Below are 18,096 nucleotides of genomic sequence, written 5' to 3'. Positions count from 1 at the left end.
CATCGGCGTTCCCCGTCCGATCACTCGACTCCCTCTCGGCCCTCAGGGCACCGGTGAGGAGGCGAAGCTGTACCAGGTCTCTTGACGCAAGAGTTCGAGCAGGGCCGTTTCCGCAGGGCCCGCGCCGGGCCGGACCGCGGCGACGACGGGCTGGGACACGACCGGGAATACCGGGCGCGCGAGGTGCTCGTGACCGTGGGGCACCGCGGAGGCCGGGACGAGCGTGACACCCAGTCCGTGGGCGGCCCAGTGCACGGCCGTCGCCGTCTGGGATACGCGGGCGGCCGTGGTGGGGGCGAGCCCGTTGCCCCGCAGAACGTCCCGCAGCACGCCGTCGAGCGCGCTGTTGTGGTCGAACCTCACCCACGGCTCTCCCTCCAGGTCACGCAGCTCGACCCGGTCCGCGGCGAGCTGCCGGTGCCCGGCGCCCAGCACCACGACGAACTCCTCGTCGCCGAGGCGGTGGCCTTCGTACAGCTCTTCCCCGCATGGCCCGGCCACCAGGGCGAGGTCCAGTACGCCCCGGCGCGCCAGCCGCTCCAACTCGGCGAGGTTCGGCTCCTCGAAGACGGTGACCTCCAGCCGCGGGAAGCGGTGGCGCAGCGCGCCCAGCGCGCCCGGCAGTTGCCGCGTGCCCAGGCCCATCTGTGCCGCGACCACCAGCTCGCCCACCAGCTCATCGGCGCCGGCCCGTGCCGTCGCTCTCGCCCGCCGCGCCGCGCTCACCGCGGCCTCCGCCTCCCGCAGGAACGCGCGGCCGACCACGGTGGGCACCAGTCCGGTCGGGGTGCGGGCGAACAGCTGCACGCCGAGTTCCCGCTCCAGGTTGCGGATCTGCTGGGACATCGACGGTTGGGCGACGTGCAGCAGCTCGGCCGCCGCCGTCACCGACCCCTCCTGGGCAACGGCCAGGGCGTACTCGAACTGACGAAGGCTCATCGGCTCCCGCCCCCTCCCCGCGGTGGACCGCCGTCCACCCCGCTTGTATCACTGTAATCACAGTAATCGCTGTAACAACAGGTGAGGTTCCAGCCTCGGTAGACGGGGTTCTCCCCGCCGCTTCCGGTCCTCGGGCCGTGACCGGCCCCGCGGTCCGGGTCGGCTCGTCCTCGAATCACCTGGCCTGCGTCTGTGAGCAGGAGCGACGCCGGACGACGGCCGGCCACGGGTGAGTGATCCATCCGAGGGCCGGAGATGTAGCGTGCGCTCCGTGAACGAGCTGAGCTTCCGAGGGAAAGATCGGTATCACCCATCCTGGCCGCATTTCACGGCGCTGGGCCTCGGGCTGGTCGTCGAAGGAGGCTTTGCCTTCTATCGACTCGGCGTCGTGGCCTGCTGCTGGTTGCTGCTCGGGACGGTCGCGCTCGTCGGTCTTGGCATCTCCATGGCGCTCCGGAGCTGGACCACGGTCGGGGCGGCCGGAATAACCATCTGCTGGGGTATCGGGCGTGGTCGTACCTACTCCTGGCAGGAGATCCGGTGGATCGACGTACGCGAGACCAAGAGCCAATATGGGACGGCGCTCGCGGCTCGTATCACCCTCGCGGACGGGCGGCGTCGCTCACTGCCTGCGCTCCAGCACAGCACCCGGTACCCCGACCCCGACTTCCAGGTTGATTTCCAGCGGGTAGTCAACTGGTGGGAGTTGAACACGGAGTCGGCCGCGCGGTTCCAGCCGCCGAAGCGGTTGCGGAACCGGCTGACGCCCCAGGCGATCGGACTCATCCTGGGTCTGCTCATAACGATCGTCATCGTGCTCGGCGTCGCCATGGAGGGCTAGGCGAGCGTACGGTCACGAGCTGCGAGAATGCCGACTTCTCGCCGAGGGGCGCTGCTAACGCTCTTGTTGACAACTGCTCCGGAGGATCCCGGATGAGCATCGGGACCGGATGCTCGGCGAAGGCCCGCGTGTGCTGCTGACATGCGGGCCTTGTCCTCGTGCTGAACCGCGGTTGCCGAGCATTCGGTACGCCGGGGGTGGCGGACCGGAGCCGTCCCGGCTGCCGGCTCGGCCGACCAGGGTGACGAACCCTCCACTGTCGGGCAGTGATCACCCTGGTCTCCGTACTGCCGTGGAGCACCACAAGATCCGTCGGACGGGTCCTGGCCGCGTCTCACGGCACGGCGGACCGATACTGCGTGTACGGGTGGTCGTGCCGCTGAGAAGCGACGGGGTGTCACGTAGCCGGCCCCGTTCCGGTCGAGGAGCGGGCCTTCAGTGTTCGGCGCCGCGGATGCCCTCGAGCAACAGCGTGACGTGTCTACGCCAGCCACCGGCGCCGGTCATGTTCGCCATGGCGCCGCGGGTGATGAGGACGAAGTCATCGGCGCGAAAGTCTTCACGGAGGCGGCCGGCGTCGACGGCGCGCCGCACGATGCGTTCGGTGATCGCCGAGAAGTCTGTCTTCTCGGCGGCGATGTCGTTCCAGCTCGGCTCTTCCGGGCCGAGGAGCGCGAAGCGGAACGCGGCGTCGGCCTGTGCGGATTCCAGATAGCCGTAGAGCAGCGTCTCGAACGCCGCCCAGGGGTCCTCGGCCTCGTCGGCGGCGCGGGCGAGGGTGGTCATCGCCTCGAATCGGCGGCCGATGATCGCTGCGAGTAGCGCTTGCTTGTCGGCGAAGTGCCGGTAGAGGGTGCCGACGCCCAAGCCGGCGCGCTCGGCGATCTCGTCCATCTGCACGGCGTCGCCTCGCTGGGCGAACAGCTCGCCGGCGGCGTCGAGGACGGCCTCGCGGTTGCGCCGGGCGTCGGCGCGCAGCGGGCGTTCGGGAGCGGTCATGGTCACTTCACTCTAGTTGACCTCAGGCGGAAGCCCGCTATATTCGGAACCGGAGTTCATGTTCAGCTTATGGAGGGTCCGATGTTCGTCATCACCACACCGACAGGGCAGATCGGCAGCCGGTTGGTCCGTCAGTTGCTCGACCAGGACAAGGAGGTCCGGGTCATCGTCCGTGACGCCTCGCGTCTGGATGACGGGGTCCGCGAGCGGGTCGAGATCATCGATGGCTCCCACGACGATCCGGCCGTGCTCGACAAGGCACTGCCCGGGGCCGAAGCGCTGTTCTGGCTCGTCCCGCCGAACCCGCAGGCGCCGAGCGCCGAGGAGCACTACCTCAATTTCGCCCGGGTGGGCGCCGCCGCCATCGCCCGCCACGATGTCGGCCACGTCGTCGGGGTGTCCAGCGCCGGGCACGGCTGGCCGACGCCGGCCGGCGTCCTCTCGGCGGCCTTCGCGATGGACGCCGAACTCGGCAGGTCCGGTGCGGCGTATCGGGCGCTGTCCATGCCCTTCTACATGGAGAACCTCCTCCGGCAACTCGACGCGATCTGCGGGCAAGGCGCGTTCTACCTGACCTGCGCAGGTGACCTGCCGCTGGCGACGATCGCGACACGGGACATCGCCGGCACCGCCGCCGGCCTGCTCACCGATCTGTCCTGGACCGGGCAGGAGAACCTCCCCGTGTTCGGCCCCGACCGACTGACCCCTGACGGGATGGCCGAGGTGATCAGCCAGGAACTCGGGCGTCCGGTCACCTACCGTCGTATGAGCATGGACGACTACGTGTCGCTGCTCCGCTCCGGAGGCGCCGGCGACCAGACGGTCAAGGACCTGACCGAGGCGTTCGCCGCACAGGACCAGGGCATCTACGACGCGGACTGGGCGGCCGCCGCGCCCACCTCAACAGACTTCCGCACCTGGTGCAGGGAAGTGCTCAAGCCGGCCGCGGACGCCCGGGCATCCTGACACGAAGCGGAAGCATGACCTGCCCCGCGGGGCGCGTCCGTGAAGGCCTGGTCACCAGGATCCTGCCGAAGATCCGGAGCGGGGAGGCGCCGGGACGGTGAGCCGAGACGGTCTTTGCTGATGCGATCGTTGGCCGAAGACGCACGCCAGATCACCGACGATGAACTCGACTCTCTGCTCACCAGCGAGTGGCGTTCCCGTCTCACCGCGGCGTGGCTGATCGGCCTCGATCACCGAACACGGTTCCGCGACCGCATCGGTTCCCTGCTGCGCGACGGCGCGCTGATGAAGGCCGGCGCCGGCTATGCTTCGCCCTTGCCCGTTTCGGACAACACTCCGACGCCGAGCTTCTGGCCAGGGCTCTTGAGCGCAGGCTGTCCCCACCAGAGCCGTTCTACGAACAGCACTTCGTGACCGGCGCGCTCCTGTATCTGGACGAACAACTGGGAACCGATCGCGCGGCGGGCGTCCTGGGCCGTTCCTGGCAACAGCCCGTAGCCGACCAGCAGGTCCGGGAACGCTTCAAGGGCTACATGAAGCGACTCTGTGCGTTCGCCGACGAATGCATGCTTCAAGCGCCCGGCGCGCCGGAGTGACCGTCGTCGCATGCGCGTTCGACTCGTGCCTGCCGGCTGCGCGCCAAGGCGCCGACTGGAGTGGGTGTGAGCGGGGTCGGTCAGCGGAGTGATACGGATGGACACGTTGTCTCCGTCGTGGGGATGTGGGATAAGGCAGTACGCGAGGTCCCCTGAGAAAGGCTCGTGCGCATATGCCGTACACCTCCGATGCGTACGCGTGGCGAGGGACGAGCGGAGGCGAACATGGAGGAGCGTGAGCTGACCGAGCCGTGGGAAGGCGTTCTGGTCGCCCCGGACTCAGATAGCGGCACGGGCGTACTCGTCCTGTCAGGCTCCAGCGGGCGCATCGAGCAGGAGAGGGCTCGGATCCTCGCGCGAGAGGGGATGGTCGCCCTGTCGATTCGGTGGTTCGGAGGTTCCGGGCAGCCGCCGGGCATCTGCGAGGTTCCCCTTGAGACCTTCGTGTCCGCCATCGATCTGCTGGAATCCGTGGGGGTGCGCCGGTTCTGCCTGCTGGGTGTGTCAAAGGGGGCGGAGGCCGCCTTGCTCACCTCCGTCTACGACCGGCGGGTGGACGGAGTCGTGGCGCTGTCGCCGACCTCGGTCGTATGGGCGAACGTCGGCCCGGGACGAGACGGTCAGCGGCATCCGTACCGATCGTCCTGGACCTGGAAGGGCCACCCGCTGCCGTTCGTCCCCTACGACGATGAATGGGCCGCTGGACCGAAGGATCGTCCCGTCGCCATTCGTGGCTGGTACGAGCGGAGTGAAGAGACGTTCGCTGATCTGCTGCCCGCTGCCAGCATTCCCATTGAGGAGACCCGGGCCGACGTATTGCTGGTGGCCGGAGGGGACGATGCGATGTGGCCGTCGCTTCCCTTCGCCGAGCGACTGGCCGATCGTCACCGCGCCTCTGGCGGCACGACTCATCTGATCAGCCGAGCCGACGCCGGCCACCGGCCGCGCCTTCCAGGGGAACGCCCTGCTCCCGCGGCACCGCACTTCCGCTACGGGGGTCATCCATCGGCCGACGCCGAGCTCGGAGCCGCCGCGTGGCCGCACATCCTCCGTCTCTGTCTGCGTTGATCGACCGTCACCGGAATCGACTTCTCCGCTGACGGCGACACCGGCCGACGTCGCTGGATGATCAGGGAGCCCGTATCCGGGGACTCCTTGCTCGAGTCGCGGTGGCCGTCGCGGGTCACACGCGCAGGAGGGCCTTGATGGCGCGGCGCTCGTCCATCGCCCTGTAGGCCTCGGCCGCCTGGTCCAGCGGGAGGGCGAGGTCGAAGACCTTGCCGGGGTCGATCTTCCGCTGCCAGATCAGGTCGATCAGTTCGGGCAGGAACCGGCGTACCGGGGCCGGCCCGCCGAGCAGGTGGACCTGGGCGAAGAAGAGGTCCTCCCCGCTGAGGCTGACGTCGTGGCTGACGCCGACGAAGCCGACGTGGCCCCCCGCGCGGGTGGAGCCGATGGCCTGCTGCATCGACTCCTGGGTGCCGACCGCCTCGACGACCGAGTGCGCGCCCAGCCCGCCGGTCAGTTCCTGGATCCGCGCGACGCCCTCGTCGCCGCGTTCGGTGACGATGTCGGTGGCGCCGAACTCCCGGGCCAGCTTCTGGCGCGTCTCGTGGCGGCTCATGGCGATGATCCGCTCGGCGCCGAGCTGCTTGGCGGCCAGCACCGCCAGCAGGCCGACGGCGCCGTCGCCGACGACCGCGACCGTCTTGCCGGGCCCGGCCTCGGCGGCCACCGCGCCGAACCAGCCGGTGCCCAGCACATCCGAGGCCGCCAGCAGGCTGGGGATCAGGTCGGGTTCGGGGATGCCGGGGGTGGCGACCAGAGTGCCGTCGGCCCAGGGGATCCGGGCGCGCTCGGACTGGGTGCCGACCTGGGACATGAACACGCGGTGGGCGCAGGAGGAGGGAAAGCCCGAGCGGCAGATCTCACAGGTGCCGTCGGAGGCCACGAACGAGCCCACGACGAACTGGCCCGGCTTGATGGTCGTGACCGCGCCGCCGACCTCCTCGACCACGCCGACGTACTCATGCCCCATCGGCATGGGCTCGTCGACGGGCTCGACGCCGCGGTAGGGCCACAGGTCCGAGCCGCACACACAGGCCGCAGTCAGCCGGATGATCGCATCGGTCGGCTCAATGATCTTCGGGTCGTCGATCTCCTCCACCCGAACGTCTCCCGGAGCGTGCAGGAAGGTAGCGCGCATGATGATCCTTCGTCCTGTTGGTCTCGCAAGCTGTTGATCTGCCGATGGCCGGCCGCACCGCCCGCCGACAGGGCCGCCTCGAAGCCGTCGCGTGCCTGGCGGGCCCCTCGGTTCCCGGCACGGTGCCCGCAGCCGGTCAAGTGAGGGCACTACCCATCGAAGGCGCTGGTCGGCGCGGCAGAAAGGCACTGATGAAAGGTGTACTGGCAGGGCACCCCTACCCGAGGAGAGGCCGCCTAGCCTCGGAAGGGCCGACCGCCGCGGCGAGATCCGTGACTTCCCGACCTCCCGCCGGGCCGAGATCAGCGTGCGGCAGACCCGTGGCGCCGCGAATCGGCTGTGGAAGATCAGATGATCCCACCTCACCGTGTGATGATGCTTCGACCGTCGTGGAATCGTCCCGCGCTTAGCGTGCGGGTATGGCTTTACCAGGGAGGAGCAGGATGAGTGACCACACGCCGACATCCGAGTCGGTGGTCGAGCACCCCGAGCGGATCCCCGGCTACACCTACGGCACCGCGGCGGCCGCCACCTCGCCGCTGACCCTCCAGGAGCTTGAGCGGCTGAAGGACGTCGTGGGGCTGACGCCGGGGGACGAGGAGGCGCTGCGCGAGGCGGCCGTGATCCTCGCCGACCAGGCCGATGACATGGTCGGCGCGTACCGGGCGCGGCTGGGCGACCTGCCGTTCATGCGTGCCTACTCCGGTCATCCCGATGGCACGCCCAACCCGGAGTACGGCGCCGCAAGCAAGCCCCGTTTCGCCCGGTTCATCATTGACGCCTGCACCCGTCCCCTGGACCAGGACTGGCTGAACTACCAGCACGAGATCGGGCTGCGTCACACCCGGGCCAAGAAGAACCTCACCGACCACGCCGACTCGCTCGACCACATCCCGATGCGGTACCTGCTCGGCTTCACCGCCGTCGTGATCGCCACGGCGCGCGAGTACCTGGCCGCCAAGGGTGCCTCACCCGAGCAGGTCGACCGCATGCACGCGGCGTTCACCAAGTCCGTGATGCTGCACGTCACCGTCTGGACCCGGCCGTACGTCGACGCCGCCGCGTGGTGACGACGAGGACCACCGGCCACCGAGGGGTCTAGGCCCCTGCCTCGAGGGCATCGGCTCGGCGGCGGAGGTCCGCGGCGATGTGGTCCCAGTCGGGACCGTGCAGGTAGAGGCTGTCCGCCGCCTCGCGCGTCAGGGTCGGTTCGCCGGGCCGCTGCAGGAGCACGAGCCGGTACGCCAGGTTGCGAATCCACACCGGAAGCCGACCGTCGACCAGATGCGGAGACAGCTCGCGGAGCATGGCCAGGATCGAGTCGGCGTCGGCGAAGGTCAGCTCCTCGACGAAGTGGTGCTCGTGGTGCTCAAGGTCGCACTCGGGCGTCGGCCGGTACTCATCGCCGTAGAGGCAGCGAGCGTGCTCCGTGAGGGTGGCGTGCATGGTCGGGAGCCTAAGCGGCCGACGTCGCCCAGCCCTGTTCCGGCCATGTCCAGCGGCAGTCGCCGACGGGAAACTCCCGGTCGATCACCTCGCCGAGGATTCGGACCGCCTTCTCCCGTGCGGCGGTGGTGAAGACTGTGGGGCATGGAGTTCTTCTGCTACCACCGGGACCGGCCCGGTTCCTTGGAGTTGCGCCGGGAGTTGGGGGAAGAGCACTGGTCCTACATGGACCGATACGCGAAAGAGCTGATCGCCCGCGGCCCGACCTTCGCCGACGATGGCGAGACGCCCACCGGCAGCGTGCACATCGTCGACCTGCCCGACCCCGCCGCCGCCCGCGCGTTCACCTTCGACGAGCCGAACCATCAGGCCGGCGTGTACCGGGACGTGCTGCTGCGCCGGTGGCGCAACATGCTGGGGCGCACCATGTGGGAGTTCCCCGGTGGCCGGACCGGCGGCAACCGGTTCCTCGTGCTCGGCCTCGGCCCGACGAAGGACGCCGACCTCGCCCTGCCGCCCGATCAGGACGAGCTGATCGCCTACGGGCCACTGCTGTCCGACGACGGCACCGCCTGGCTCGGTACGGCGGTGCTGGTCAGGGCGCCGGATCCGGACACGGCCCGCGCCGTCCTGGCCCCGGACCGGTACGCCGACATCGAGGTCCACGCGTGGGAGTTCGGCGGACGCCGGTAGCGAGTCGGCGCCGGCCATGACCGCGCCGGTGGGTCAGCGGGCCGGTCGCGACGAAGATGCCGCCTCCGTGGCGTCGCCGAGTCGCGGTACCGATGACTTCTGGTCGTTCAGGCGGTCTTACCTGTGACGGCGACCGAAGAGGAGAAGGCCATGCGGAACCCGGCGTTCAAGCGGCTCGAAAACCTACTGGGTGAATGGAGGATGGAGGCGATCGTCGACGGGCGGTCGATGGGTTTCGCGCACGCGCGATTCGAGTGGGTCGAGGACGCCGCGTTCATGCGTCAGTACACGTACGCCGAACCCGCCGAGGTGCTCGACACCGACTGGGCGGCCCACTCACCCATGCCGGTCACCTCGATCATCGGGCTCGACGACTCACGCGACGAGTTCACCATGCTCTACGCCGACGCGCGGGGCGTCTTCCGGGTCTATCGGCTCAACGTGGTCGACGGCGTCTGGACGATGTACCGGGAGGCGCCCGGTTTCAACCAGCGGTTCTCCGCGACCTTCAGCTCCGACGGACGGACGGTCTCCGGCGCGTGGGAAGGCTCACCCGACGCACTGGACTGGCGCCGGGATTTCGACGTCATCTACACGCGCGAGGCCTGATCCGCGCCCTCACCGGATGGCCGCAGCGGGTGACGTGCGGCGGGTACCGCGCCATCCCGGAGGCGAGCGGCGCTCGGCTCAGCGCGTCGGCGACGCCACTTCCCCGGTCCACCGCCGGACCTGCGCGAGCCAGTCGACACGGTCAAGGTCGTGATGCGCCACGACGAAGCGACGGGCCCGAGGCTTGTCGCTCCAGTACCGCGCCCAGGGCGCGGCAGGCCGTACGAACACCTCGCAGCCGACCGCGTTGGTGAGGAAGGTGAGCTCCAGATCGCCCGGTCCGCCGGCGGCCCCGCGATCGGTGAGCGTGAACGACTGTCGACCGCACCTCCGCCGAGCCGCCTCTGCAGACGCCTGAACATCGCGGGCACGGCCTCCCTCAGAGATGGTCAAGGCGCACGTTACCCGTCCGACGCGGACGCCCGGATCGTCGGGGATAGTCTCCCGGACATGGAGCGATCGCCGCTGATCACCCACATCTCCTGGGGCCGCATGGTCGGCGAGGGCGTGGGTGAGGGAAAGGACTTCAAGCTGTACCCCGGCGGCGGCCGGGCCTGGGACTGGAACGAGACGGGGACGCGTCACCGCCCGGGCATCCAGCCCGCCGACGTCACCGAACTCCTCGACCACGGCAGCCGGGCGATCGTCCTGTCCCGCGGAATGGACCTGGTCCTGCAGACCTGCCCGGAGACGCTGGACCTGCTGCGACGAGAAGGGATCGAGGAGCAGTGGTAGCCGACACACCAGAGGATCTGGAGCAGATCCGTTCCCTCGGGGAAGGCGATCTCCGGGAAGTCCCCGGCGGCCAGCTGAGCCAGGGCGACCATGGGAGAGCACGGATCCTCTCCGGGATACTGATCGCAGTCGGGGGCCTCGCAGTGCGGCCATGACTCCGTGGCCGGCCACAGCAGGGGCCCTCCGATGTGACTGTCCCGAGGGCCGGGACCACCGGGTCGGGGGTGCAACCGTACGGTGGTGCTCGCGTAGGCGCTCAAGTCCGGGATGATCTGAGCGAGATCTACTGAGGGGGCTTCCGTGGTACGGGTCATCGGGTCATCGTCGTCCATCTCCCACAGCGCATGACGACGCGTCCGTACGTCCTGCTCAGCGTCGCGACCTCCGTGGACGGGTACATCGACGACACCGGTCCCGACCGGCTACGGCTCTCCAACGAGGCCGACTTCGACCGGGTCGACGAGGTGCGCGCCGAGTCCGACGCGATCCTGATCGGAGCCACGACCCTCCGGCGGGACGACCCGAGGCTGCTGGTGAAGTCCGCCAGGCGACGCGACGAGCGCGAGGCGCGCGGTCGCCCGCCGTACCCGCTGAAGATCACGATCACTCGCAGCGGGGACCTGGACCGTGACCTGAAGTTCTGGCACCACGGCGGGGACAAGCTCATCTACTGCCCCGACGCGGCCGTCCCCGGTCTGCGCGAGCGGCTGAGGGACCTGGCCGACGTCGTCGGGCTCGGTACCAGTCTCGATCTCGAGGTCATGCTCGATGATCTCGGTCGACGGGGGGTCGAACGGCTCATGGTCGAAGGAGGCGGGACGATCCACACCCAGTTCCTGACCGCCGGCCTCGCCGATGAGATCCACCTCGCCATCGCGCCGTTCTTCCTCGGCGACCCCGATGCCCCGCGGTTCGTCAACCCGGGCGACTTCCCGTCCGGGCCGGGGAACCGGATGACGCTCGCGGAGGCCCGCCCGATCGGGGACATCGCGTTCCTGCGCTACCTCCCCAAGGAGAAGGTCATCTAGTTGTCCTCCACACCGTCCAGCCGCACCGAAGATCACCGATGGCTGTCCCTCGCCATCGACCTGGCCGAACAGTGCCCGCCCAGCGACACCGCGTTCTCGGTCGGGTGTGTGATCGTCGATGAGCACGGAGCCGAGATCTCCCGAGGCTTCTCGCGAGAGCGGCCGCACTTCCACGCCGAAGAGTCCGCGCTGAGCAAGATCGCATCCGATGACGAGCGGCTGCCCGGAGCCACGCTGTACAGCTCCCTCGAGCCCTGCACACGCCGCAGATCCCGGCCCCGGACCTGCTCCGAGCTGATCATCGACTCGCCGATCCGGCGGGTGGTCACCGCGTGGCGCGAACCACCGGTGTTCGTCTCGGACGCCCACGGAGTACGAGCCCTGGAGGCCGCCGGGATCACCGTCGTGGAGATCCCCGAACTCGCCGAGGCGGCGGCGGCGATGAACGCCCACCTTCTCGATCAGGGCGGTGACCGCTGACCTCAGGTCAGCGCGGCGACGATTCGCCTCGTGGCCTCGGCGATCAGGGCCTCCACGGGCGGCGTGTGGTATCCGGGCCGGTCGGACATGACGGCGATCACGAGCGGGGCGGTGTGGGGCGGCCACACGACGGCGATGTCGTTGGCTCGGCCGTAGTCGCCGGTCCCGGTCTTGTCGGCCACCGTCCACCCCTTGGGAAGCCCGGCCCGGATGCGTTTCCCGCCGGTGGTGTTGCGGCGCAGCCAGTCCTGGAGCAGGGCGCGCTTGTCGGCGGTCAGCGCGGTACCGAGCAGCACCTCCCGGTAGGCGGTGGCGATCGCCCGAGGAGTGGTCGTGTCGCGCGGGTCCTTCGGCGGGATCCTGTTCAGCTCGGGTTCGTAGTCGTCCATCCGGCTGACGCCGTCTCCGAGTTCGCGCAGGTAGGCGGTCAGCTGCGTCGGGCCGCCGATGTCGCGCATCAGCAGATTGCCGGCCGTGCCGTCGCTGTGGCGGACGGCGGCATCACACAGCTGCCGGATGGTCATGCCCGTCGCGACGTGGTTCTGGGTGATGGGCGAGATGGAGTCGACGTCGGCCCTGGTGTAGGTGACGCGCTTGTCCAGGTGACCGAGCGGGTTCCGGTGCAGGACCGCGGCCGCGGCGAGTGCCTTGAAGGTGGAGCAGAACGCGAACCGCTCGTCCGCGCGATAGGCCACCGTGGCGCCGGTACCGGTGGCCAGGGCGTACACGCCCAGCCGGGCGCGGTGCTCGCGTTCGAGCGCCGCGAACCGCGACGTGTCCGGGGAAGGGGCGGGGCTGCGAGTCGGCACCGGGGACGCCGTGGAGCCCGAGCGGTCACGTGAACCGCAGCCCGCCAGCGGCAGGAGCGCCGCGGCCACCAGCAGACCACGGCGGGACGGACCGGACCGCGCGACGAACATTCGGCAGTACCTGCTCTCACTTCCCTCGGGCACTGCGATCATCTTTCCACCCGGCGTCCTCCCACAGCGCCGGACGCGTACCGTCTGGATCGTGACCGCAGATCGGCGCCCTCGCCTGGCCGACGCATGGCCATCACCCGTCGAGGTCGTCGACGGCCGCGACCTCGGTCCGGCGACCTGATGCGCAGAACCAGCGAGCGGTCGACGATCGGGGTGCCTACCATCCATTCATGGATCTCAAAGACGCCTCATACATGGTGCTTGCCGAATCGGCTCCGCATTCGGATCTGATGGACGTCGCTCGAGCCGTGCACGACGATTTTTCCGCAGGCCGTGAGGTCCCTCACTTCGCCCTGACCGGCATGCTCGCCGAAGCGAGCCGCAAGGGGGTGCTGAGCCGACTCAAGCAGCGGTACGGCGACGGCGCGATCAACGACATGGTCTTCGTGCTCGCCCGTGAGGCGGATCGGCAGCGGACCATCGCCGGAGACTCGCCCTCGAAACGGAGCTGACCCGGCTTGGTCCGGGTCGCCCACGTGGCCGCGCATTCGGCTTGCCGAAGTCGGCCGGAGGGCGGCGGAAGTATGGCATCGTCGTCGACGTGACAGGCACCGAGGCCCTCGAAGACGAGACGACCGCTCGGTCCGCGATTCCGCACTGGGGTGTACGGATCCTGGCCGCTCCGGCGATCGGGATCGTGATGGGTGCCGTGACGGACGTCCTGCAGAAGTATCTCGACCTGCCGTGGAGCAGCCTGGTGAACGCCGCGAGTCCCTGGCTCGCTCCGGCGTTCGCGGTCGGGGCCCTGCAGCGGCGGCTCTGGGGAGCCGCCGTGGCTGGGCTGGCGACGTGCGTCTTCGAGCTGGTCGGGTACTACGTCACGGCGGCGGCGCGCGGTTACTTCGCCGGGGGCGGGCACGGGATCCTGCTGTTCTGGGGTGGCTGTGCGGTGGCCGGAGGGCCCGTGCTCGGGATGGCCGGCCGGCTGTGGTGGCGCGGGCCCGGCCGACTGCGCGGGCTGGGAGCCGCGGTGCTCGCGGCGGCGTTCCTCGCGGAGGCCATCGTGGCCTACGGGTGGCGCCTCCACTACACCGCGAGCGCCGTCCTGTTCGCGGGACTCGGCGTCGCGGTGGGCGTGCTGCTCGGGCTGCGCGGCCGCCGTTACGTGGATCTGGCGCGCTGGCTGCTCGTCGTGCTCCCCGTCGGCCTCCTGGCGGAGCTCGCGCTTGGGCTGGTCTACGACCAGACCTTCTAGACCTCGCCGCGCGCAGGCCGGCCCGTACAGCCTTGGCCGCCGTGTTCCTAGTGCTTTCGGTTCGTGGTGCTCCCAGGAGCTGTACCGAATGCTCGGAGAAGCCGACCAGGCAGGGCGAAACCTCCCGGAATGGCGGCCTGCGGGCGGGCCTTTGCCGAGTCCTTGGTGCGCGTCGCAGGGCCGCGGTCCTGGCGACCGCCGCGTCGGCTCGTCGTGGGTGGTCGCCGTGGCGGCGACGGCGTACGCAACCGGTCCGTGTGGAGGCTGCGGCCGGCGGCAGGGGCGCGTGTCGGTCGGCGGAGCGCTCTCAGGCTTGAGGGGGCCTTCGGGCCGTCGTCTCAGGTGCGGCTCTCGGTGTCGGCCAGGGCGGCGGCGACGTCGTCGTACATGGGGAGGCGCTGGGCCAGGCCGGTTATCCACAGGACGCGAGCGGTGCGGTACTGGGCGCCGGCCAGGGCGAGGAAGCCGCCTTCGCCGGCGGTCAGGCGCTTCCAGTAGGAGACGACCGTGCTGAGCGCGCTGGTGTCCATGAAGTCCAGGCCGGTCAGGTCGAGGATGATCTTGCCGCCGTGTTCCTTGATGGTCTTGTCCAGGAACGTGACGAGTTCAGCCCGGCTGATGATGTCCAACTCGCCACTGATGCGCAGGACGGTGCGATCGCCATGCCGGCTGGAGGATAGTTCGAGCGCTGCCATGGTGCCCCCCTCGGCCTTGGAGGACCCACGGTACCGGTCAGATGTACCGCGCTGTCGGAGAGAGTTCCAATCGTACGACGGTGCCGCTGATTCCCGTACTGATCTGGACGGCCGCGCAGATCTGGCGGGCGACCCAGATGCCCATGCCGCCCTCGGCCTCCGGTGGGGGCGGGCTGCCGCCGGGGTCGGCGAGGAGCGTCCAGGTGCCGCTGTCGTGGATCTCCGCGATGACGCGGCCGTTCTCGGTCCACATGCGCAGCTCGGCGTGGGACGACCCGTGGCGTACGGCGTTCGTGGCGATCTCGTTGACGGCGATCACCAGGTCGCCGAGCAGGTCTTCGTCGACCTTGTATCGGCGGGCGTGCTCCTCGGTGAAGCGCCGCACACCTGGTAGCTGTTCCGCCGTGAACTTCATCTCGTTCATGGGGCCGGCCGAATCGTTCGGTGGTGGCTGCCAGGGCTGCGCTATGGAGTGCCTGGCCACCATAACGAGCCCTCGCATGTCTGTCTCACCGTGCCCCTCATTCGAGGTCATACTCATCCGTGCCACCACGACTCAGCTCTTGCCCCGTGTCATATACCCATTTGCCGCCCTTTGGTGCACGTCGCATTGTCGGGACTTCTCGGGGGGAGGGGTGAGCGTCGTGAGCCTGGCGGCAGGGGAGGGCCGGCCGGTCGAGTCCCGGGCCGGTGCCTTCGTTCACGGTGGTGGCGTCTACCGAGAGGCGTACGGGGCGCTGTGCGGCGCGCTCGCGGTCCTCAGGGGCCTCGGAGCGGATGAACCGCCCGATCTCGCCTGGACGCGGATGAACGCGCGGGAACGGCCGCCGTGGCGACGGCCGGCCGCTGATCCACGCCGGCCCGGCCCCGGAGATCCGGGACCGGGCCGACACGGACGAGACCACCTCAGCGGCCGAACCTGACCTGGCCGCGCGCGTCGGCGGCGAGCCGTATGGAGTCGCCGTCCCGTAGCGGCGCCTGCTCGCCCGGTCCCAGTCGTCGGTCGTTGACGAAGGTGCCGTTCGTGGAGCGCTCGTCGCGCACCCACGCCTGGCCGCTGCCGTCGAGGCCGACCACCGCGTGTCGCCGGGACACGTTGTCGAACCGGGAGAACGTGCCGGAGACCGGCGACTGCACCGGGTCGCGGCCGAGGACGAGCTCCTGACCGGCGCCGACCTGCACCTCGCCCGAGGAGAACTGGATGAAGATCGTGATCTGCTGCGGGCCGGGGCCGCCGCCCTGGTCGTGCAGCGGGCGCAGGCAGGAGACGCAGACCGGGTTGCCGACGTCGGGGATGTCGGCGCCGCAGTGCGGGCAGAACGGCGTGAACGAGGCCGTCGACTCGCCGCCGGTCATGGTCGGCTCGCGCGGCGGCGGCGGCACGTGCGGCGCGCCGGGGCCGCCGTATCCGCCCCCGTACCCCTGCTGCTGCGGCGGGGCGTACTGCTGCTGCCCGCCATAGGGCTGCTGCTGGTCCTGCCCGCCGTAGGGCTGCTGGTCCTGCTGCTGGTGGCCGCCGTACGGGGACGGCTCCTGCTGCGGCGCGCCGTACCCGCCGGGCTGGTTCTGCGGCGGCGGGTACTGGTTACCCCGCTGCTGGTCCTGCGGGGCGCCGTAGGACTGCTGCGCGCCGCCGTACGGAGACGGGTCGTACTGCTGCTGCGCGCCGTAGGGCTGCTGCTGGTCCTGCTGCGGAGCGCCGTACGACTGCTGGTCCTGCTGCGGAGCGCCATAGGACTGCTGGTCCTGCGGGGCGCCGTAGGACTGCGGCGGCTGGTCCTGGCCGTACGGGGACTGCTGCGGCGCGCCGTACGGCTGCTGGTAGTCCTGTTGCGGCTGGCCGTACTGCTGCTGCGGCGGCGCGCCGTAGGGCTGCTGCTGGTCCTGTTGCGGCTGGCCGTACTGCTGCTGCTGGTACGGCGCCTGCCCCTGGTCCTGCGGCGGGTAACCGCCGGGCTGCTGGGGCGCCGGTGGTGCATCCCGCCGGGCCAGGTTCGCTCCGCAGTTGATGCAGATGAGATCCCCTTGCCGTACCGGAGCGGCACAGACCGGGCATGTCAGGGGCGCCATGAAACCTCCCCGGCGTGTACCCCGGAGAGCGAGAGTCGCTCCGTCAGCCGCTCCATGTCGCCCCTCCGAGGAATCCCGATGTAGTAGATACGGTTGTCTTCCACCGAAACCTGCATATGGGGGGTTTCTTTGCCCCTCTTGGCGTCACCATAGCGTTTCCTGCCAAGGTCGCTGACGGTGATGAGCTGTTGGTTCGACGATCCACGCCAGCGAAGCCCCCGATCTGCCTGGTTCAGGCGTTCAATGTACGGTCCCGCGACCACCGCATCACACAACTCGAGGAGTTCGCGGCTGCGGGCGGACCGGCGGAGTCGTGACGCGGCGTATCCGCTGTACACCAGAATGTCGATCTCGGGCGGCGCCCAGGCGCGAATGCCGAGCAGGAGCGCGCGCAGCGCCTCCGGCTGCTGGAAGGGCTCGCCTCCCGAGATGGTGACGCCCTCCACGCCGGTCAGCGACCTCAGCCAGCCCAGAACCGTGGCCACCGGGATGGCCGTGCGCGGATCGGCCGCCCAGGTGTCACGGGACAGGCAGCCGGGGCAGTGGATCGTGCAACCCTGGGTCCAGATGCCCGCCCGGCGGCCGGGTCCCAGGGTGGTGACCGGGAAATGCGCCTTGGCCAACAGCAGTGTCCGCTCCTGGCCACCCGCCTCGTCGGCGGTCACCGCAGGTCCAGCCGGACGATGCTGCCGTCGCGGTGCACGCCCGAGACCGTCACGTCGGCGGCCGGGCCCCGGTCGAACAGCGCGCGGGCCAGCGGGTTGATGAAGTAGGACTCCAGGGCCATGCCGATGCCCCGGCCGCCCTTGTCGAGCTCGCTCGTGCACCACGCCCGCAGGGTCGCGGTCACCTCGTCCGAGAGCCGGAGCTTCATGTGGTGTTCGTCACTCACGCGCCGGCAGATGTTGGCCAGCTGCAGATCGAAGATCCTGTTCGCCGCGTCGGGACCGATGAAGTCGAAGATCACGATGTTGTCGCCGAAGCGGTTGAGCAGCTCCGGGCGGTTCAGCGCGGTCGTGAAGTGGTCGGTGATCGCGCTGCGCACCTGGGCCTCCAGGTCCTCGTACGGCATGCCGGGCGTGATGCCGCGGGTGCCGAGGTTGGAGGTGAAGACGAGGATCGACTCGGAGAAGAACGCGGTGTTGCCGCGGCCGTCGGTGAGCCGCCCGTCCTCCAGGATCTGCAGGAACTTGTCGAGGATGCGCGGATGGGCCTTCTCGATCTCGTCGAAGAGGATCACGCGGAACGGGTCCTGGCGGACCGCGTTGGTCAGCTCGCCGCCGGCCTCGAAGCCGACGTAGCCCGGCGGCGAGCCGATGAGCCGGTCCCCGGCGTGCTCGGCGGAGAACTCGCTCATGTCGAAGCGGAGGTAGGCGTCCTCGTTGCCGAACACCAGCGAGGTGATGGCCTTGGCCAGCTCGGTCTTGCCGACACCGGTCGGCCCGGCGAAGAACAGCACGCCGCGCGGGCGGCTGGAGGCGCGGGCGGCCTGCGCGCCCGACAGGCCCAGCACCGCGCGCTTGAGGATGTCCAGGGTCTTGGTGACCGCCTGCGGCTGCCCGACGACGCGGGACGGCACCCGCTCCTCCCCCTCGACGATGCGCCGGCGCAGGTGCTC

General features: G+C 69.8%; 21 protein-coding genes and 1 pseudogene. 12 read left to right on the top strand and 10 right to left on the bottom strand.

The window, feature by feature from the left end:
• Positions 1 to 42 precede the first annotated feature (42 nt).
• Positions 43 to 939, bottom strand: a complete 897-nt coding sequence (locus AB0K82_RS11345) for a LysR family transcriptional regulator (protein WP_364395431.1) — start codon at positions 937 to 939, stop codon at positions 43 to 45.
• 271 nt (positions 940 to 1,210) lie between these two features.
• On the opposite strand from AB0K82_RS11345, the gene AB0K82_RS11340 reads away from it, so the two are divergent.
• Entirely contained in the window at positions 1,211 to 1,780 is a 570-nt protein-coding gene (locus tag AB0K82_RS11340) for a PH domain-containing protein (protein ID WP_364395429.1), read from the top strand.
• Positions 1,781 to 2,215: 435 nt separating this feature from the next.
• Here AB0K82_RS11340 and AB0K82_RS11335 read toward each other — a convergent pair whose 3' ends face one another.
• Positions 2,216 to 2,779, bottom strand: coding sequence for a helix-turn-helix domain-containing protein (locus AB0K82_RS11335; protein ID WP_364395427.1), 564 nt, complete (start codon positions 2,777 to 2,779; stop codon positions 2,216 to 2,218).
• Between the two features lie 81 nt (positions 2,780 to 2,860).
• Here AB0K82_RS11335 and AB0K82_RS11330 point away from each other — a divergent pair, with 81 nt between their 5' ends.
• The 3 genes and pseudogenes from AB0K82_RS11330 (at position 2,861) to AB0K82_RS11320 (ending at position 5,409) form a co-directional block, all read left to right on the top strand.
• A complete protein-coding gene (locus AB0K82_RS11330; RefSeq protein WP_364395425.1) occupies positions 2,861 to 3,745 on the top strand; it encodes an NAD(P)H-binding protein in 885 nt (294 codons plus the stop codon).
• Positions 3,746 to 3,865: 120 nt separating this feature from the next.
• A pseudogene (locus AB0K82_RS11325) lies at positions 3,866 to 4,341 on the top strand (DUF6000 family protein).
• 225 nt (positions 4,342 to 4,566) lie between these two features.
• The gene (locus AB0K82_RS11320; RefSeq protein ID WP_364395423.1) at positions 4,567 to 5,409 is read left to right on the top strand and encodes an acyl-CoA thioester hydrolase/BAAT C-terminal domain-containing protein; all 843 of its coding nucleotides are present in this window, start codon (positions 4,567 to 4,569) and stop codon (positions 5,407 to 5,409) included.
• A gap of 115 nt (positions 5,410 to 5,524) precedes the next feature.
• Here the strand turns inward: AB0K82_RS11320 and AB0K82_RS11315 are convergent, their stop codons facing one another.
• Positions 5,525 to 6,547, bottom strand: coding sequence for a zinc-dependent alcohol dehydrogenase family protein (locus AB0K82_RS11315; RefSeq protein ID WP_364395421.1), 1,023 nt, complete (start codon positions 6,545 to 6,547; stop codon positions 5,525 to 5,527).
• 443 nt (positions 6,548 to 6,990) lie between these two features.
• Here AB0K82_RS11315 and AB0K82_RS11310 point away from each other — a divergent pair, with 443 nt between their 5' ends.
• The gene (locus tag AB0K82_RS11310; RefSeq protein WP_364395420.1) at positions 6,991 to 7,617 is read left to right on the top strand and encodes a protoglobin domain-containing protein; all 627 of its coding nucleotides are present in this window, start codon (positions 6,991 to 6,993) and stop codon (positions 7,615 to 7,617) included.
• A gap of 28 nt (positions 7,618 to 7,645) precedes the next feature.
• Here AB0K82_RS11310 and AB0K82_RS11305 read toward each other — a convergent pair whose 3' ends face one another.
• A complete protein-coding gene (locus AB0K82_RS11305) occupies positions 7,646 to 7,993 on the bottom strand; it encodes a hypothetical protein (RefSeq protein WP_364395418.1) in 348 nt (115 codons plus the stop codon).
• 144 nt (positions 7,994 to 8,137) lie between these two features.
• Here AB0K82_RS11305 and AB0K82_RS11300 point away from each other — a divergent pair, with 144 nt between their 5' ends.
• From AB0K82_RS11300 to AB0K82_RS11280, 5 genes are all read left to right on the top strand, one after another.
• A complete protein-coding gene (locus AB0K82_RS11300; RefSeq protein WP_364395416.1) occupies positions 8,138 to 8,686 on the top strand; it encodes a YciI family protein in 549 nt (182 codons plus the stop codon).
• Positions 8,687 to 8,836: 150 nt separating this feature from the next.
• The gene (locus AB0K82_RS11295; RefSeq protein WP_364395414.1) at positions 8,837 to 9,295 is read left to right on the top strand and encodes a hypothetical protein; all 459 of its coding nucleotides are present in this window, start codon (positions 8,837 to 8,839) and stop codon (positions 9,293 to 9,295) included.
• Positions 9,296 to 9,745: 450 nt separating this feature from the next.
• Positions 9,746 to 10,030, top strand: a complete 285-nt coding sequence (locus AB0K82_RS11290; RefSeq protein WP_364395412.1) for a hypothetical protein — start codon at positions 9,746 to 9,748, stop codon at positions 10,028 to 10,030.
• A 344-nt stretch (positions 10,031 to 10,374) separates the two neighbouring features.
• Complete coding sequence (locus tag AB0K82_RS11285; RefSeq protein WP_364395410.1) at positions 10,375 to 11,058, top strand: dihydrofolate reductase family protein; 684 nt, start codon at positions 10,375 to 10,377, stop codon at positions 11,056 to 11,058.
• On the top strand, positions 11,059 to 11,538 hold the full coding sequence (locus AB0K82_RS11280; RefSeq protein ID WP_364395408.1) for a dCMP deaminase: 480 nt from the start codon (positions 11,059 to 11,061) through the stop codon (positions 11,536 to 11,538). It begins immediately after the preceding gene.
• A gap of 2 nt (positions 11,539 to 11,540) precedes the next feature.
• Here AB0K82_RS11280 and bla read toward each other — a convergent pair whose 3' ends face one another.
• Complete coding sequence (bla, locus tag AB0K82_RS11275) at positions 11,541 to 12,458, bottom strand: class A beta-lactamase (RefSeq protein WP_364395407.1); 918 nt, start codon at positions 12,456 to 12,458, stop codon at positions 11,541 to 11,543.
• 230 nt (positions 12,459 to 12,688) lie between these two features.
• On the opposite strand from bla, the gene AB0K82_RS11270 reads away from it, so the two are divergent.
• Both AB0K82_RS11270 and AB0K82_RS11265 read left to right on the top strand, forming a co-directional pair.
• Positions 12,689 to 12,970, top strand: coding sequence for a hypothetical protein (locus AB0K82_RS11270; protein WP_364395405.1), 282 nt, complete (start codon positions 12,689 to 12,691; stop codon positions 12,968 to 12,970).
• 89 nt (positions 12,971 to 13,059) lie between these two features.
• A complete protein-coding gene (locus AB0K82_RS11265; RefSeq protein WP_364395403.1) occupies positions 13,060 to 13,713 on the top strand; it encodes a DUF6518 family protein in 654 nt (217 codons plus the stop codon).
• Between the two features lie 338 nt (positions 13,714 to 14,051).
• On the opposite strand, the gene AB0K82_RS11260 is transcribed toward AB0K82_RS11265, so the two are convergent.
• The 5 genes from AB0K82_RS11260 to AB0K82_RS11240 form a co-directional block, all read right to left on the bottom strand.
• Positions 14,052 to 14,408 (bottom strand): STAS domain-containing protein, encoded by a 357-nt coding sequence (locus tag AB0K82_RS11260; RefSeq protein ID WP_345366749.1) that lies wholly within the window; start codon positions 14,406 to 14,408, stop codon positions 14,052 to 14,054.
• Between the two features lie 37 nt (positions 14,409 to 14,445).
• Positions 14,446 to 14,832, bottom strand: coding sequence for an ATP-binding protein (locus AB0K82_RS11255; protein ID WP_364395401.1), 387 nt, complete (start codon positions 14,830 to 14,832; stop codon positions 14,446 to 14,448).
• A gap of 482 nt (positions 14,833 to 15,314) precedes the next feature.
• The gene (locus tag AB0K82_RS11250; protein ID WP_364395399.1) at positions 15,315 to 16,478 is read right to left on the bottom strand and encodes an FHA domain-containing protein; all 1,164 of its coding nucleotides are present in this window, start codon (positions 16,476 to 16,478) and stop codon (positions 15,315 to 15,317) included.
• Complete coding sequence (locus AB0K82_RS11245; RefSeq protein ID WP_364395397.1) at positions 16,466 to 17,143, bottom strand: 4Fe-4S single cluster domain-containing protein; 678 nt, start codon at positions 17,141 to 17,143, stop codon at positions 16,466 to 16,468. The genes AB0K82_RS11250 and AB0K82_RS11245 overlap by 13 nt, the downstream gene beginning before the upstream one ends.
• Positions 17,140 to 18,096 (bottom strand): AAA family ATPase (locus AB0K82_RS11240; RefSeq protein WP_364395395.1); only part of this gene is annotated, 957 nt, incomplete at its 5' end. The genes AB0K82_RS11245 and AB0K82_RS11240, both read right to left, overlap by 4 nt.

This window comes from Actinoallomurus sp. NPDC052274 (assembly GCF_040679475.1).
In the GTDB taxonomy this organism is placed as follows: domain Bacteria; phylum Actinomycetota; class Actinomycetes; order Streptosporangiales; family Streptosporangiaceae; genus Actinoallomurus; species Actinoallomurus liliacearum.
The sequence above is the reverse complement of the archived record's forward strand: the minus strand, read 5'-3'. Positions and strand labels throughout refer to the sequence as shown.

Excerpts from the sequence above, each read along its gene's own strand:
- AB0K82_RS11285 (WP_364395410.1), top strand. The coding sequence starts at position 10,375 with ATGACGACGCGTCCGTACGTCCTGCTCAGCGTCGCGACCTCCGTGGAC.
- AB0K82_RS11300 (WP_364395416.1), top strand. The coding sequence starts at position 8,138 with ATGGAGTTCTTCTGCTACCACCGGGACCGGCCCGGTTCCTTGGAGTTG.
- AB0K82_RS11330 (WP_364395425.1), top strand. The coding sequence starts at position 2,861 with ATGTTCGTCATCACCACACCGACAGGGCAGATCGGCAGCCGGTTGGTC.
- AB0K82_RS11290 (WP_364395412.1), top strand. The coding sequence starts at position 9,746 with ATGGAGCGATCGCCGCTGATCACCCACATCTCCTGGGGCCGCATGGTC.
- AB0K82_RS11345 (WP_364395431.1), bottom strand. The coding sequence starts at position 939 with ATGAGCCTTCGTCAGTTCGAGTACGCCCTGGCCGTTGCCCAGGAGGGG.
- AB0K82_RS11250 (WP_364395399.1), bottom strand. The coding sequence starts at position 16,478 with ATGGCGCCCCTGACATGCCCGGTCTGTGCCGCTCCGGTACGGCAAGGG.
- AB0K82_RS11255 (WP_364395401.1), bottom strand. The coding sequence starts at position 14,832 with ATGAACGAGATGAAGTTCACGGCGGAACAGCTACCAGGTGTGCGGCGC.
- AB0K82_RS11315 (WP_364395421.1), bottom strand. The coding sequence starts at position 6,547 with ATGCGCGCTACCTTCCTGCACGCTCCGGGAGACGTTCGGGTGGAGGAG.
- AB0K82_RS11295 (WP_364395414.1), top strand. The coding sequence starts at position 8,837 with ATGCGGAACCCGGCGTTCAAGCGGCTCGAAAACCTACTGGGTGAATGG.
- AB0K82_RS11305 (WP_364395418.1), bottom strand. The coding sequence starts at position 7,993 with ATGCACGCCACCCTCACGGAGCACGCTCGCTGCCTCTACGGCGATGAG.
- AB0K82_RS11320 (WP_364395423.1), top strand. The coding sequence starts at position 4,567 with ATGGAGGAGCGTGAGCTGACCGAGCCGTGGGAAGGCGTTCTGGTCGCC.
- AB0K82_RS11310 (WP_364395420.1), top strand. The coding sequence starts at position 6,991 with ATGAGTGACCACACGCCGACATCCGAGTCGGTGGTCGAGCACCCCGAG.
- AB0K82_RS11335 (WP_364395427.1), bottom strand. The coding sequence starts at position 2,779 with ATGACCGCTCCCGAACGCCCGCTGCGCGCCGACGCCCGGCGCAACCGC.
- AB0K82_RS11260 (WP_345366749.1), bottom strand. The coding sequence starts at position 14,408 with ATGGCAGCGCTCGAACTATCCTCCAGCCGGCATGGCGATCGCACCGTC.
- bla (WP_364395407.1), bottom strand. The coding sequence starts at position 12,458 with ATGTTCGTCGCGCGGTCCGGTCCGTCCCGCCGTGGTCTGCTGGTGGCC.
- AB0K82_RS11270 (WP_364395405.1), top strand. The coding sequence starts at position 12,689 with ATGGATCTCAAAGACGCCTCATACATGGTGCTTGCCGAATCGGCTCCG.